15 protein-coding genes are annotated in these 13622 nt (G+C 69.6%); all 15 read right to left on the minus strand.

Annotated features, from left to right (window positions below):
• Nucleotides 1-98: 98 nt before the first annotated feature.
• The 15 genes from tsaD to RWN05_RS11660 all read right to left on the minus strand — a co-directional run bounded on the left by tsaD (nucleotide 99) and on the right by RWN05_RS11660 (nucleotide 13534).
• On the minus strand, nucleotides 99-1157 hold the full coding sequence (gene tsaD, locus RWN05_RS11590) for a tRNA (adenosine(37)-N6)-threonylcarbamoyltransferase complex transferase subunit TsaD (RefSeq protein WP_314139642.1): 1059 nt from the start codon (nucleotides 1155-1157) through the stop codon (nucleotides 99-101).
• A complete protein-coding gene (gene rimI, locus RWN05_RS11595) occupies nucleotides 1154-1690 on the minus strand; it encodes a ribosomal protein S18-alanine N-acetyltransferase (protein ID WP_314139643.1) in 537 nt (178 codons plus the stop codon). The genes tsaD and rimI overlap by 4 nt, the downstream gene beginning before the upstream one ends.
• The gene (tsaB, locus tag RWN05_RS11600; RefSeq protein WP_314139644.1) at nucleotides 1687-2316 is read right to left on the minus strand and encodes a tRNA (adenosine(37)-N6)-threonylcarbamoyltransferase complex dimerization subunit type 1 TsaB; all 630 of its coding nucleotides are present in this window, start codon (nucleotides 2314-2316) and stop codon (nucleotides 1687-1689) included. The genes rimI and tsaB overlap by 4 nt, the downstream gene beginning before the upstream one ends.
• Nucleotides 2317-2326: 10 nt before the next feature.
• Nucleotides 2327-2827, minus strand: coding sequence for a tRNA (adenosine(37)-N6)-threonylcarbamoyltransferase complex ATPase subunit type 1 TsaE (gene tsaE / locus RWN05_RS11605; RefSeq protein WP_314139645.1), 501 nt, complete (start codon nucleotides 2825-2827; stop codon nucleotides 2327-2329).
• On the minus strand, nucleotides 2824-3984 hold the full coding sequence (gene alr / locus RWN05_RS11610) for an alanine racemase (RefSeq protein ID WP_399542974.1): 1161 nt from the start codon (nucleotides 3982-3984) through the stop codon (nucleotides 2824-2826). Before alr ends, tsaE begins: the two co-directional genes overlap by 4 nt.
• A complete protein-coding gene (locus tag RWN05_RS11615; RefSeq protein ID WP_064296680.1) occupies nucleotides 3981-4337 on the minus strand; it encodes a holo-ACP synthase in 357 nt (118 codons plus the stop codon). The genes alr and RWN05_RS11615 overlap by 4 nt, the downstream gene beginning before the upstream one ends.
• Nucleotides 4338-4411: 74 nt before the next feature.
• Entirely contained in the window at nucleotides 4412-6259 is a 1848-nt protein-coding gene (glmS, locus tag RWN05_RS11620; protein WP_079003851.1) for a glutamine--fructose-6-phosphate transaminase (isomerizing), read from the minus strand.
• Between the two features lie 126 nt (nucleotides 6260-6385).
• Complete coding sequence (gene coaA / locus RWN05_RS11625; RefSeq protein WP_064296681.1) at nucleotides 6386-7339, minus strand: type I pantothenate kinase; 954 nt, start codon at nucleotides 7337-7339, stop codon at nucleotides 6386-6388.
• A gap of 46 nt (nucleotides 7340-7385) precedes the next feature.
• Complete coding sequence (glmM, locus tag RWN05_RS11630; RefSeq protein ID WP_314139648.1) at nucleotides 7386-8747, minus strand: phosphoglucosamine mutase; 1362 nt, start codon at nucleotides 8745-8747, stop codon at nucleotides 7386-7388.
• 25 nt (nucleotides 8748-8772) lie between these two features.
• On the minus strand, nucleotides 8773-9258 hold the full coding sequence (gene rpsI / locus RWN05_RS11635; protein WP_064296683.1) for a 30S ribosomal protein S9: 486 nt from the start codon (nucleotides 9256-9258) through the stop codon (nucleotides 8773-8775).
• 28 nt (nucleotides 9259-9286) lie between these two features.
• Complete coding sequence (gene rplM, locus RWN05_RS11640; protein WP_071259493.1) at nucleotides 9287-9733, minus strand: 50S ribosomal protein L13; 447 nt, start codon at nucleotides 9731-9733, stop codon at nucleotides 9287-9289.
• A 176-nt stretch (nucleotides 9734-9909) separates the two neighbouring features.
• Entirely contained in the window at nucleotides 9910-10854 is a 945-nt protein-coding gene (gene truA / locus RWN05_RS11645) for a tRNA pseudouridine(38-40) synthase TruA (RefSeq protein WP_229939722.1), read from the minus strand.
• On the minus strand, nucleotides 10844-11857 hold the full coding sequence (locus tag RWN05_RS11650) for a GNAT family N-acetyltransferase (RefSeq protein WP_314139650.1): 1014 nt from the start codon (nucleotides 11855-11857) through the stop codon (nucleotides 10844-10846). Before RWN05_RS11650 ends, truA begins: the two co-directional genes overlap by 11 nt.
• A 94-nt stretch (nucleotides 11858-11951) precedes the next feature.
• Nucleotides 11952-12497 carry a 50S ribosomal protein L17 gene (rplQ, locus tag RWN05_RS11655; RefSeq protein ID WP_079001719.1) on the minus strand — a complete coding sequence of 182 codons (546 nt, stop codon included), beginning with the start codon at nucleotides 12495-12497 and terminating at the stop codon, nucleotides 11952-11954.
• A gap of 44 nt (nucleotides 12498-12541) precedes the next feature.
• Nucleotides 12542-13534 (minus strand): DNA-directed RNA polymerase subunit alpha, encoded by a 993-nt coding sequence (locus RWN05_RS11660; protein WP_056008091.1) that lies wholly within the window; start codon nucleotides 13532-13534, stop codon nucleotides 12542-12544.
• Between the last annotated feature and the right edge of the window lie 88 nt (nucleotides 13535-13622).

The following is a 13622-nucleotide window of genomic DNA, read 5'->3' on the forward strand; positions in this document are numbered from 1 at the left end:
CCTTCGATCCGTGACCGGGTACCGGCCCATCCTATGCGCCGACGTCCGCGCACCCGGTCGACGGCCGGGAGACGGCTGGGAGACGGCTGGTCGAGCGGTCAGTACACCTGGATCTCGGTGACCGGCAGGGTCGAGTCGGCGCCGAAGTCGAGCGAGGACGGCTCGTGCCCGGCGGAGATGAGCTGCGCGGCGAGTGCGGCGATCATCGCACCGTTGTCGGTGCAGAGCTGCAACGGCGGGATGCGGAGTTCGATCCCGGCCGAGGTGGTCCGTTCGGCGGCCACCTCGCGGAGCCGCGCGTTCGCGATGACGCCGCCCCCCAGCAGCAGGCGGGGCACGCCGAGCTCGGTGCACGCTCTGACCGCCTTCGAGATGAGCACGTCGACGACGGCCTCGCGGAAACTGGCGGCGACGTCCGCGACGGGGACCGGCTCCCCCGCGTCCTGCTTCGCCTCGACCCAGCGTGCCACGGCCGTCTTCAGGCCGGAGAAGGAGAAGTCGTAGCGGTGCCGCTCCATGTCCTTCGGCAGGCTGAGTCCGCGGGGGAAGCGGATCGCCTTCGGGTCGCCGCCGACGGCCGCACGGTCGATCTGCGGCCCGCCCGGGTAGGGCAGGCCCAGAATGCGCGCGACCTTGTCGAAGGCCTCGCCAGCCGCGTCGTCGATGGTCTCGCCGAGCAGTTCGACGTCCGACACGAGGTCCCGCACGAGGAGCAGCGAGGTGTGCCCGCCGGACACGAGCAGGGCGATCGTCGGGTACTCGATCGCCCCGTCTTCGGAGTCGAGGACGTCCGCGCCGACGTGACCGACGAGGTGGTTCACGGCGTACAGCGGTTTGCCGAGGGAGACAGCGAGCGCCTTCGCTGCACCGACGCCGACCATGAGTGCGCCGGACAGGCCGGGGCCACTCGTCACCGCGACGGCGTCGAGGTCGGCCAGGGCGACGCCGGCCTCGGCGAGCGCCGCCGTGAGCGTCGGCTCGAGCGCCTCGAGGTGGGCGCGCGCGGCGACCTCCGGGACGACCCCGCCGTACCGCGCGTGCTCGTCCATGCTCGAGGCGATGGTGTTCGCCAGCAGGTGGTGTCCGCGGACGATGCCGATCCCGGTCTCGTCGCAGCTCGTCTCGATGCCGAGGACGAGCGGTTCTGCACGGTTCACGCGATGCTCCCTGGGTGCTGGTCGGTCTGGTCGAGCGGGGACTGGCCGTGGGCGGGCATGGGCGGTCTCGGCTGGACCGTGCGTCGCATGACGATGGCGTCGACGTCGTCCGGCTGGTAGTAGCCGGGGCGGATGCCGAGTTCCTCGAAGCCGAGACTCCGGTACAGCGTGATCGCAACGGGGTTGTCGGCCCTGACCTCGAGGAAGACCTGGGTGACGTCCTGCTGCCTGGCCTGCTCGATGAGCGCCTGCATGAGGAGCCGTCCGAGTCCTCGTCCTCTGGCGTGCCCGGCGACGGCGATGGTCTGGATGTCGGCGTCGTCGGAGCGGGAAGGCGCGAAGAGCCCGCCGTAGCCGGCGAGTGTCGCGTCGTCGGCGTCGACCTCCGTCGCGACGAGGTAGTACCCGTGCGGCGACGACAGTTCGGCGCGCATCATGTCCGCCGACCAGGCGTCGTTCACGAAGACGGTGTGCTCGAGCTCCATGATCGCGTCGAGGTCGGCGACACCGGCGCGGCGCAGCGACCAGCTCACGCCGTCACCCGCTTGGCGCCCGCGGACATCGTGACGTCGGGTGAGCGGAGGTACAACGGTTCCTCCCCCGCGAATACGCCATCGGTGGCGAGGAGTGCGGCGGCGACCTGTCCCAGCGCCCCGGCGGGGACGACCAGCGCGTCGAGGCGCATGGACTCGGAGGTCGGGAGGTCGTCGGGTTTCGCGAGGGCTGGCCCCTGGACGCGGACCGGGAGGCCGGCTGCGTCGAGTCCGGCGTAGCTGGTCCAGTAGCGTTCGCGACGGCGGGCATCCGTGACCACGAGGAGCGTGGCGTCGGCTGCGGCGGAACCGGAACGGTAGGCGTCGAGCGCGATCGCATCGTGGCTCACCACGGGGTGCACCGGGAGGCCTGCGCCGATCCCGAAGCTGCGGGCTGCGGCGATCCCGATCCGGAGTCCGGTGAACGGCCCTGGTCCCATACCCGCGACCAGCCCGGTGAGCGCGGCGACCTCGATCCCGGCGTCGTCGAGGCATCCGGCGATGAGCGTCCCGATGACCTCGGCGTGCCGCATCGGGTCGTCGGAGGACCGTTCGGCCAGCACCTCGCCACCCAGGGTGACGACGGCGACGCTCGAACCCGCGGATGTATCGATCGCCAACAGCACGTCGTCCAGCCTACCCGGCGTCGATGGCGGGGTGCCGCGAGAGCGTGAGGGTCCGGCGCTCGATCGGCTCCTCGCCGGCATCGTCCGTCGCGGGTTCGTCGCCGGCTCCGGTCGGACGCTCGATGACGAGCTCGAACCACGTGGGGACCACGCCGTCGAGCAATCCCGCTCCCCATTCCACGACGACGACGGATCGGGAGAAGTCGATGTCGAGGTCGTCGAGTTCGAGCGCCGAGCCGAGCCGGTAGGCGTCCACGTGGACGAGCGGCGGACCTCCGACGAGGCTCGGGTGCGTCCTGGCGAGCACGAAGGTGGGGCTGGTGACGGGGCCGCGGACCCCGAGGCCCTCGCCGATGCCTCGCGTGAGCGTCGTCTTGCCCGCTCCGAGCGGCCCGGTCAGGACCAGAAGCTGCCCGGCGCACAATGCGGCGCCGAGCCGGACGCCGTAGGCGTGCATCTCCTCGGGCGTCGCCACGTCGACGGTGCCCGGGATGAGGACGTGATCGGTCATGACCGCTCCCTGGTCGTCCGGACCACGCGCGGTCCGATCCGGGTGACGAGTTCGTAGTTGATGGTGCCGGCGGCCTCCGCCCACTCCTCGACGCGCGGCGCGCCGGACGCCGGATCGCCGAAGAGCACGGCGTCGTCACCCACGGCGACCGCGTCGTCGCCGACGTCGACGACGAACTGGTCCATCGCGATCCTCCCGCACACCCGGTAGCGGCGTCCGTTGATGACGACCGGACCGGCGTTCGAGGCGCTCCGCGGCACACCGTCGGCGTATCCGAGCGGGATGAGGGCGAGCGTCGTCGCCGTGCTGGTCCGGTAGCTGTAGTCGTAGGACACCCCGGCACCCGGTTCGACCCGACGCACGGCGGCGACCGTCGCCCGGAGGGTCATGACGGGCCGGAGGCCGAAGGCGTCGGCCGACCGGTCGACGTCGTCGGTGGGTTCGAAGGGCGAGAGGCCGTACACCGCGAGTCCGAGGCGGACGGCGTCGAAGCGGAGGGAGGGCTCGCCGAGCGCTGCCGCCGACGCGGCGAGGTGCAGACTCCGCGGCGTGAGACCGGCCTCCGCGGCGAGGGCGACACCGCGTTCGAAGCGGACAGCGGCGGCCCGGTCGTCGGCGGTGGAGGTGTTGGAGACGTGCGAGAACAGCCCGTCGACCCGGACGAGCCCCGCAGCCTCAGCGGCTGCGGCGGCTCGGAAGAGCTCCGGCCAGTCGGCTTCGGCCGCACCGTTCCGGCTGAGTCCGGTCTCGAGTTTGAACTGGACGACCGGCACGACGGACGGCCGATCCCGAGCGGCCTCGATCACGCGCTCGAGCTGCGCCACCGACGACAGACCGAGGTCGATCCCGGCATCGAGTGCGGCGCCGAACGCAACCTGCGGGCCGTGCAGCCAGGCGAGGATCGGTGCCGTGATCCCGGCGGCACGCAGCGCGACGCCCTCCATGATGTCGGCGACTCCCAGGCGATCGGCCCCGGCCTCGATCGCCGCGCGGGCGATCGCCTCGGCACCGTGCCCGTAGGCGTCGGCCTTGACGACGACGATGAGTTCACCGACGCCGGTCAGCTCGCGCAGGCGACGGACGTTGTGGCGCAGGGCGTCGAGGTCGATGATCGCCTCGCGGGTCGGGCGCTCGTCGACCTCGGACACGGGCGTCATCCTTCCCGCTCCGCGACGACGAACGCGACGGCGACCCCGGCGTCGTGCGTCATGGTCAGGTGCATGCTCGTGATCCCCCGCTCGGCCACCACACCCGCCGTGACTCCGGACAGCGCGAAATCGGGCTTCCCCTCCGGGCCGTTCACGATCGCCATCTCCTGCCATCGGATACCGTCCGAGGAACCCAGTGCCTTGATGAGCGCCTCCTTGGCGGCGAACCGTCCGGCGAGGGACCGCAGCGGGAGGTCGCGTTCCGACGGGACGAAGAGCCTGGCCAGCAGGTTCGGGGTGCGCGTGATCGCCCGTTCGAACCGTGCGAGGTCGACCAGGTCCACCCCGATGCCGATGATCATCCCTCTACTCTACGGCCGTCGTGTGCGGCCCGGAGGCTCGCTCGACGGGCCACCTCGGGCCCCGCGGACCGTCCCTACTCGACCGTGACGGACTTCGCGAGGTTGCGCGGCTGGTCGACGTCGAGGCCCTTCGCCGTCGCGAGCTCCATCGCGAAGATGTGCAGCGGGATGACGGCGAGCAGGGGCTCGAACAGCGGACCGGCGAGCGGGATCGGGATGACCTCGTCGGCCGAGGGCAGGACGGCGGCGTCGCCCTGCTCCGCGATCGCGATGACCCGGGCACCGCGTGCACGGATCTCCTCGATGGTCGAGATGACCTTCGGGTGCAGGATCGCCGAGCCACGTGGGCTCGGGACGACCACGAAGACGGGCTGGCCCGGCTCGATCAGGGCGATCGGGCCGTGCTTGAGCTCGCCACCGGCGAAGCCTTCAGCGTGGATGTACGCGAGCTCCTTGAGCTTCAGCGCGCCCTCGAGCGCGATCGGGTACCCCACGTGGCGGCCGAGGAAGAGCACCGCGCGGGAGTCGGCCATCCAGTGGGCGAGCTGCGCGATCTTCTCGGAGGCCCCGAGGATGCTGGCGATCTTGTCGGGGACGCCCTGCAGTTCCTCGACCTGCGACGCCAGGAACTCCGGAGTCTGGGTGCCGCGCACCCGCGCGAGGTGCAGCCCGAACAGGTACAGCGCCGTGATCTGGGCGGTGAACGCCTTCGTGGACGCGACCGCGACCTCGGGCCCCGCGTGGGTGTACACCACGGCGTCCGACTCACGCGCGATCGTGGCGCCCTGCGTGTTGCAGATCGACAGCGTCTTCGCGCCGGACTCGCTCGCGAAACGCACCGCCATGAGCGTGTCCATGGTCTCGCCCGACTGGCTCACCGAGATGACGAGCGTGCGCGCGTCGATGACCGGGTCGCGGTAGCGGAACTCGTGGCTGAGCTCCACGGTGACCGGGATCCCGGCCCAGCGCTCGATCGCGTAGGTACCGACCGTGCCGGCGTAGGCGGCGGTGCCGCACGCGATGATCACGATGCGGTCGATGTCGAGGAAGAGCTCGTCGAGACCGGCGAGTTCGGGGATGACGACCTGGCCGCCCTCGACCCGCCCGCGGATCGTGTTCGCGACCGCATCGGGCTCCTCGCTGATCTCCTTCGCCATGAAGCTCGACCAGCCGCCCTTGTCGGCCGCCGAAGCGTCCCACTGGATCTCGAACGGCTCGGTCACCACGTGGTTGCCGGCGAAGTCGGTGACCGTCACGTCGTCGGGCGTGATGACGACCATCTGGTCCTGACCGATCGCGACCGCGCGCTGGGTGTACTGCACGAACGCGGCGACGTCCGAACCGAGGAAGTTCTCGCCGTCGCCGAGTCCGATGACGAGCGGCGAGTTCCGACGCGCGCCGATGACGACGCCGGGCAGGTCCTGGTGCATGGCGAGCAGGGTGAAGGCGCCGTCCAGGCGAGCGACGACGCGGCGGAAGGCCTCGGTGAGGTCGCCGGTGGAGCGGTACTCGCGGCCGATGAGCACGGCGGCGATCTCGGTGTCGGTGTCGCTCTCGAAGGTGAAGCCGTCCGCGAGGAGCTCCGCGCGCAGCTCGGCGAAGTTCTCGATGATGCCGTTGTGGATGAGCGCGAGGCGTCCTTCGTCACCGAGGTGCGGGTGCGCGTTGCGGTCCGTTGGTCCACCGTGGGTCGCCCAACGGGTGTGACCGATACCGGTCGAGCCCGGCGCGATGGGGTTCGCGGCGAGGTCCTCGGTGAGGACGGCCAGCTTCCCGGCGCGCTTCCGGGTGTTCAGCGAGCCCGTCGCGTCGAGCACGGCGATCCCGGCGGAGTCGTACCCCCGGTACTCGAGCCGCTTGAGTCCGCCCATGAGGACGTCCACCGTCTTGTCGTTCCCGACGTACCCTACGATTCCACACATGTAGAGCAGCATAATCGCGCGATTTTGCGAGGATCCTGCACCAACCTCGAGGCGCCGACGCTCAGCGAGGGAGCAGGACGATGCTGCCGGGATCCAGCGGTAGCCGAGCCCTTCCCCTGCCGCTGCTCAGAGCTTGCGGAGCAGCACCGAGGACACCGTGTGATCGGAGTCCTTCCGCAGCACGAGCTTCGCGCGTGACCGGGTCGGGCGGATGTTGTCGATGAGGTTCGGTTCGTTGATGGAGCGCCAGAACCCGCGTGCCTGATCGGCCGCCTCCTCGTCGGAGAGCTCGGCGAACACGTTGAAGAAGGAGTTCGGGTTCGAGAACGCGCCCCGCTTGAGCGCCATGAAGCGGTCGACGTACCAGGACTCGATGTCGCGCGTCCGTGCGTCGACGTAGATGCTGAAGTCGAACAGGTCGCTGATCGCGAGTCCGCTCGCCGTCGCAGCCGGCTGCAGCACGTTCAAGCCCTCGACGATCAGGACGTCGGGGCGCCGGACGACGACCTGCGCCGTCGGGATGATGTCGTAGCGCAGATGCGAGTAGAACGGTGCCCGTACCTCGGCGGCGCCGCTCTTCACGGCGGTGATGAACCGCAAGAGCGCCCGGCGGTCGTACGACTCGGGGAAGCCCTTGCGATCCATGATGCCGCGCCGCTGGAGTTCCTCGTTCGGATAGAGGAAGCCGTCGGTCGTCACGAGCTCGACGTGCGGGGTGTCCGGCCAGCGCGACAGCAGTTCGCGCAGCAGCCGCGCGATCGTCGACTTGCCGACGGCGACGGAACCCGCCACGCCGATCACGAACGGCGTCCGGAGCGCCTGGTCGCCGAGGAACCGGCTCGTCGCGCGGCCGAGGTCCTGGGTGCCCTTCGCGTAGAGGCTCAGCAGTCGGCTGAGCGGCACGTAGACCTCTTCGACCTCCCGCATGTCGAGACGGTCGCCGAGCCCACGGATCTGCACGACCTCGGTCTCGCTGAGCGGTGTGGCCGTCTCCGGAGCGAGTCGCGCCCATTCGGCACGGTCGATCTCCACGTAGGGCGTCGGCTGCCCGGAGGCACCACCCGTCGTCGTCGAAGTCATGCGATCACTCTTCCACAGCTGAGGTGCCGACCCGCCGCCGGACGACTCAGATGGCGAGTCGTTCGCGGACGACGTCGGCGAGGCGGTGCGCCAGGCGGTCGGCGGTCGGCTGGTCGGCCGCCTCGACCATGACGCGGACGAGCTGCTCGGTGCCGGACGGCCGCAACAGCACGCGTCCGTCGTCTCCGAGCTCTGCTTCGGCAGCCTGTACGGCAGCGTCGACGACCTCTTCGCCGACGAGGCGCGTGCGGTCGACACCCGTGACGTTGACGAGTATCTGCGGATACACCTGCATCACCGCGGCGAGCTCCGCGAGCGTCTTCCCGGTGCGCGCCATCTCGGCCACGATGTGCAGGCCGGTGAGGATGCCGTCGCCGGTGGTCGCGTAGTCGGCCATGATGACGTGACCCGACTGCTCGCCGCCGAGCGAATAGGCGTTCGCGTTCATCGCCTCGAGGACGTAGCGGTCGCCGACCCCGGTCTGGACGACGTTGATGCCGTGCTCGCGCATCGCGACGTGCAGGCCGAGATTGCTCATCACCGTGGCGACGAGCGTGTCGTCCTTGAGCCTGCCTCGCTCCTGCATCGAGACCGCGAGGATGGCCATGATCTGGTCGCCGTCGACGACCTTGCCCGCAGCGTCGACCGCGAGGCAGCGGTCGGCGTCGCCGTCGTGTGCGATGCCGAGGTCGGCACCGTGCTCGAGGACCGCCTTGGACAGGAGGTCGAGGTGCGTGGAGCCGACGCCGTCGTTGATGTTCATGCCGTCGGGGTCGTTGCCGATGATCGTGACCTTGGCCCCGGCGTCGCGGAAGGTCTCCGGCGACACTCCCGCAGCCGCGCCGTGCGCGCAGTCGAGGACGACATGGATGCCGTCCAGGCGGTTCGGGAGACTGCCGAGCAGGTGGAGGACGTAGCGGTCCTCGGCGTCGGCGAAGCGGATGATCCGGCCGACATCGGCGCCGGTCGGGCTGAGCTTGGGGCGGTCGAGGTACTCCTCGATCCGGCGTTCCACCGCGTCGGGCAGCTTCGTGCCGCCGCGGGCGAAGATCTTGATCCCGTTGTCGGGCGCAGGGTTGTGCGAGGCGGAGATCATCACGCCGAAGTCGGCGTCGATGTCGGCGATGAGGAACGCCGTCGCGGGCGTGGGCAGCACGCCGGCCTCGAGCACGTCGACGCCCGAGGACGCCAGGCCCGCCGCGACGGCGGCGGACAGGAACTCGCCGGAGATGCGCGGGTCGCGTGCGAGCACGGCGACCGGGCGCTTCCCGGCGGCACGGCGGGCCTCAGCACTACGGCCTTGCCCAAGCACCACTGCGGTGGCTTGGGCAAGGCCGAGAGCGAGGTCTGCCGTCAGGTCGGCGTTCGCGAGTCCGCGTACGCCGTCGGTACCAAACAGCTGAGGCATCGAGCTTCGCTTGTCCTGAGAGCGCTTAGCGCTTCGAGAACTGCGGAGCCTTACGGGCCTTCTTGAGTCCGGCCTTCTTGCGCTCCTTGACGCGAGCGTCACGGGAGAGGAAGCCGGCCTTCTTCAGGGTGGCGCGGTTGTTCTCCTCGTCGATCTGGTTCAGCGAGCGAGCGATGCCGAGGCGCAGCGCGCCGGCCTGGCCCGAGGGGCCACCACCGGAGATGCGTGCGATGACGTCGTAGCCGCCGGCCAGGTCGAGGACGGTGAACGGGTCGTTGATGAGCTGCTGGTGCAGCTTGTTCGGGAAGTAGTCCTCGAGCGTGCGGCCGTTGACCGTGATGGTGCCGCTGCCGGGGACGAGACGCACGCGGGCGATGGCCTGCTTGCGACGGCCGACGGCTGCGCCGGGGACGCTCAGCACGGCGCGAGGCGCGGTGACTGCTGCTTCAGGAGCCGACTCGGTGGAGTAGCTCTGCGGGGTCTCTTCGATGGAATCTGCGATGTTCGCCACTGTGTAATCCTTTTTTCTTGTCCGGTGCTTACTGGGCGACCTGGTCGAGCGTGAACGGCTTGGGCTGCTGAGCGGCGTGCGGGTGCTCGCTGCCCGTGTAGACCTTGAGCTTCTTCAGCTGGTCGCGGCCGAGCGTGTTCTTCGGCAGCATGCCGCGGATCGCCTTCTCGACGGCGCGGATCGGGTTCTTCTCGAGGAGCTCGGCGTAGGTGACGGCCGAGAGCCCGCCCGGGTAACCGGAGTGGCGGTAGGCCTTCTTCTGCAGGAGCTTGGCGCCGGTGAGGGCCACCTTGTCGGCGTTGATGATGATGACGAAGTCGCCACCGTCCATGTGGGGGGAGAAGGTCGCCTTGTGCTTGCCGCGCAGGAGCGCTGCAGCGTGGCTGGCCAGGCGGCCGAGGACCACGTCAGTGGCGTCGATGACGACCCAGTCGTGCGTGATCTCACTGGCCTTCGGGGAATACGTGCGCGTCACAATAGTGCTGCTTTCTGGTCGGAGTTGGTCGTTCGTGAATCCCGCTCCTGTTGGGTGTTCCGAACGGAACGCCCGAGGTGGAGGGCTCAACTTCGGGTACCGCGCCGCAGAAGGCGCAGGCACCAACGGGAGAGTCTACGCGACGACGTCCCGGTGGTCAATTCCCACCGGGAACCTCACTCGGCGCTCGCTTCCACGTGCTCGTGGCTCCGCCGCTGACGGGTCTCGGCGGCCCGCGCGTGCAGCAGCCCCGGCTCGGGGTAACCGACCTCGACGAGGGTGAGCCCGCGCGCCGGCATCACCCGGAAGTCGATCTCCCGCCGCCCGCCGTCGCGGAGCCGGACGACCTCGTCGAGCGACATGCGCCCCTCCCCCACGGCGACGCAGGCGCCGACGAGCGCCCGCACCATGCTGTGGCAGAACGCGTCGGCGGTGAGGCTCGCCACGAGCACGCCCGCTTCGTCCCGCTCCCAGCTGAAGGACTGCAGGGTCCGGATGGTCGTCGCGCGTGGTCTCGGTTTGCAGTACGCCTGGAAGTCGTGGAGCCCCACGAGCGAGGTGGCCGCCCGGTGGAGCAGCTCGACGTCGAGCGACGCCGTCGTCCAGCTCGTCGTCCGCCGGAGGATCGGGTCCTTGCGGACGTCGGCGTCCGCGAGGCGGTAGCGGTAGTGACGCCAGACAGCCGAGAAGCGCGCGTCGAAGCCCTCCGACGCCGGTTCCGCCGTGTGGATCACGACGTCGCGGTCCATCCCGAGCACGCCGTTCAGTCGACGCACGAGCAGGGAGCTCGCGGTCTCGTTCCGCGGCGTACCGTCGTGGAACTCGGCGTGGCGCCCCTGCAATCGCGTGATCTTCGCGAGCTGCGGCTCGGTGAGGTCGAGGTGCGCCACCTGACCGGCCGCATGCACGCCGGCATCAGTCCGTCCGGCCACCACGAACCGTGGCATCGGCGGGACGGTCTTGCCGAGCACGCGATACAGCGCCTCCTCCAGGACTCCCTCGACCGTCCGGAGCCCCGGCTGCTTCGCCCATCCGGCGAAGTCCGTGCCGTCGTACGCGATGGCGAGCCGGAACCGCTGGGTCGGGAGGACGTCCGCTGCCGCGACCTGCTCAGCGCTCACGGACGTACGCCAGATCACGCGTCGTCGCGACGAAGCCCTGTCGTTCGTACAGCCCGAGTGCACCCGTGGGGCTGGCCGTGTCGACCTCCAGCGTCGCCCGCTCGAGGCCGGCTGCCTGGATCCGACGAAGCGCCGTGGCGAGCAGTGCCGGTGCGAGTCGTCGGCCACGCCAGTCGCGCACGGTCCCGACGAGGGCGATGTACGCGCTGGTAAACCCTTGCGCGGACCAGCTGTCCTCGTCCACCTCGGCCAGCGTGAAGCCGACGACCCGTCCGTCGTCGTCCATCGCCACCACGGACAGGTCGGCTCGGAAGTGGGACCCGCCGACGAACTGCTCCCACATCGCCGGGACCGTCTCCAGGCTGCCCCAGTGATCCCGGAACGAGTCGTTCCGAGCTTCTCTCGTGCGTTCGGCCACGTCCGGGTGGTACGCCTCGAGCCGGGCACCGTCGGGCACGTCGATCTCGTCGACGGGCGCGGAGAGATCGCGTTCCATGATCGTGAAGTACCGCGCCACGGCGAAGCCGAACCGCTCCAACAGCCGCGCCGCCCCCGGGTTCCGTTCGTCGACGTAGGCACGGGACGAAGCTGGAGCACCCGTCTCCACGGAAGCCAGCTGCTGCTCGGACCGTTCCATCGACCACGCGAGCACCGCTCGGCCGATCCCCCGCTCACGCCATGCGGGATGCACGCCGCCGAAGACGTACGAATAGACGGACACGTCTCGTGAGGGCGACAGGATCACCATCGCGTAGGCGACCAGCGTGCCGTCGGCGGCGATCGCCAGCAGGCTGTCCGCAGCCATGTCGATCCACGCGTGGTCGAACTCGTCCGCGATCTCGTCGCGGCTCGTCACCCGGTGGGGGTTGTCGAACGGATCCATGGCGCCGCACAGCGCCACGATGTCGTCGATGTCCGCGCGGACCGCCGGACGCCATCGGTCGACGTCGGGGTGCTGCGGCAGGGCCGGCTGGCCGGCCGGAACGGCGGGAGTGGTACTCATGTCTCCAGCCTAGGACACCGTCGCAGCGCCGCCAGGGACGACGGAACCCCGCTCTCCAGGTGGAGGGCGGGGTTCCGTTCGTGTGTCGCTGAACCTACTTGGCGTCCTTCGCGGGAGCCTCGTCGGCGTCGACGGACTCGCCGTCGGTCTCGGTCGCCTCGACGGCTTCCGTCGCCTCTGCGTCGGCCTCGACCTCGGCGGGGGTCTCCTCGGCCGGAGCCTCGTCGACCGGCGCTGCGGCGTGCTTCGCGGACTGCTTGGCCGGCTTCGCCTTCGGCGTGACGGGCTCGAGGACGAGCTCGATCACGGCCATCGGAGCGTTGTCGCCCTTGCGGTAACCGGTCTTGATGATGCGCGTGTAGCCACCCTGACGGTCGGCGACGAGGGGCGCGATCTCCGTGAAGAGCTCGTGGACGACGCTCTTGTCGGTGATGGTCGCGAGCACCCGACGGCGGGCGTGCAGGTCGCCGCGCTTCGCGAAGGTGATCAGGCGCTCAGCGAGCGGACGCAGGCGCTTCGCCTTGGTCTCGGTGGTCTGGATGCGCTTGTGGGTGAACAGCGCAGCAGCGAGGTTGGCGAGCAGGAGACGCTCGTGGGCAGGTCCGCCTCCGAGGCGGGGTCCCTTGGTGGGAGTAGGCATTCTTGTCTCTCTTCAGGTTGGAAAGTCGTCAGGTGGATCGCGTGCTAGGAGACGGTCTCGTCGTCGTAGCCGCTGTAGAAGTGGGCGCCGTCGAACCCGGGAACCGAGTCCTTCAGGGAGAGGCCCATTTCGGTGAGCTTGTCGCGAACTTCATCCACCGACTTCTGTCCGAAGTTGCGGATGTTCATGAGCTGCGTCTCCGACAGCGCGACGAGCTCGCTGACGTTGTTGATGCCCTCGCGCTTGAGGCAGTTGTAGGAGCGCACGGAGAGGTCGAGGTCCTCGATCGGGATCGAGAGCTCACCCGGCAGCACGGCGTCGACCGGCGCGGGGCCGATCTCGATGCCCTCTGCGGCGGTGTTGAGCTCGCGAGCCAGGCCGAACAGCTCGGTCAGCGTGCGACCGGCCGACGCGATGGCGTCGCGCGGCGTGATGGCCGGCTTCGACTCGACGTCGACGACCAGGCGGTCGAAGTCGGTGCGCTCACCGGCACGAGTCGCCTCGACGCGGTAGGTCACCTTGAGGACGGGCGAGTAGATCGAGTCGACGGGGATCTGACCGGCTTCGCTGAACTCGTTGCGGTTCTGCGTGGCCGACACGTAGCCACGGCCACGCTCGATGGTGAGTTCGAGCTCGAACTTCGCCTTGTCGTTGAGGGTCGCGATGACGAGGTCCGGGTTGTGGACCTCGACGCCGGCCGGAGCCGAGATGTCCGCTGCGGTGACCTGGCCTGCGCCGGTCTTGCGGAGGTACGCCGTGATCGGCTCGTCGTGCTCGCTGGAGACGACGAGGCCCTTGATGTTCAGGATGATCTCGGTGACGTCTTCCTTGACACCGGGGATCGTGCTGAACTCGTGCAGCACGCCGTCGATGCGGATGCTGGTGACGGCTGCACCCGGGATGGACGACAGCAGGGTGCGACGGAGCGAGTTCCCGAGGGTGTACCCGAAGCCTGGCTCGAGCGGCTCGATGATGAACCGGCTGCGGAACTCCGAGATGGATTCTTCGGTGAGCGTAGGGCGCTGTGCGATGAGCACTATGGATTCCTTTCGGCTAAGTGTCCGCTATATGACACTTGCGTTGGCGAGGTAGTGAATGGTGTTCGCTGGCCCTGGTCACCAGGAC

Origin of the sequence: uncultured Plantibacter sp. (genome assembly GCF_963518075.1) — a bacterium.
Lineage (GTDB): Bacteria > Actinomycetota > Actinomycetes > Actinomycetales > Microbacteriaceae > Plantibacter > Plantibacter flavus_A.

Coding starts and splice junctions, on each gene's coding strand:
- tsaE (WP_314139645.1), bottom strand. CDS start 2,827: ATGACCGATCACGTCCTCATCCCGGGCACCGTCGACGTGGCGACGCCC.
- alr (WP_399542974.1), bottom strand. CDS start 3,984: ATGACGCCCGTGTCCGAGGTCGACGAGCGCCCGACCCGCGAGGCGATC.
- RWN05_RS11615 (WP_064296680.1), bottom strand. CDS start 4,337: ATGATCATCGGCATCGGGGTGGACCTGGTCGACCTCGCACGGTTCGAA.
- glmS (WP_079003851.1), bottom strand. CDS start 6,259: ATGTGTGGAATCGTAGGGTACGTCGGGAACGACAAGACGGTGGACGTC.
- coaA (WP_064296681.1), bottom strand. CDS start 7,339: ATGACTTCGACGACGACGGGTGGTGCCTCCGGGCAGCCGACGCCCTAC.
- glmM (WP_314139648.1), bottom strand. CDS start 8,747: ATGCCTCAGCTGTTTGGTACCGACGGCGTACGCGGACTCGCGAACGCC.
- RWN05_RS11650 (WP_314139650.1), bottom strand. CDS start 11,857: ATGAGTACCACTCCCGCCGTTCCGGCCGGCCAGCCGGCCCTGCCGCAG.
- rplQ (WP_079001719.1), bottom strand. CDS start 12,497: ATGCCTACTCCCACCAAGGGACCCCGCCTCGGAGGCGGACCTGCCCAC.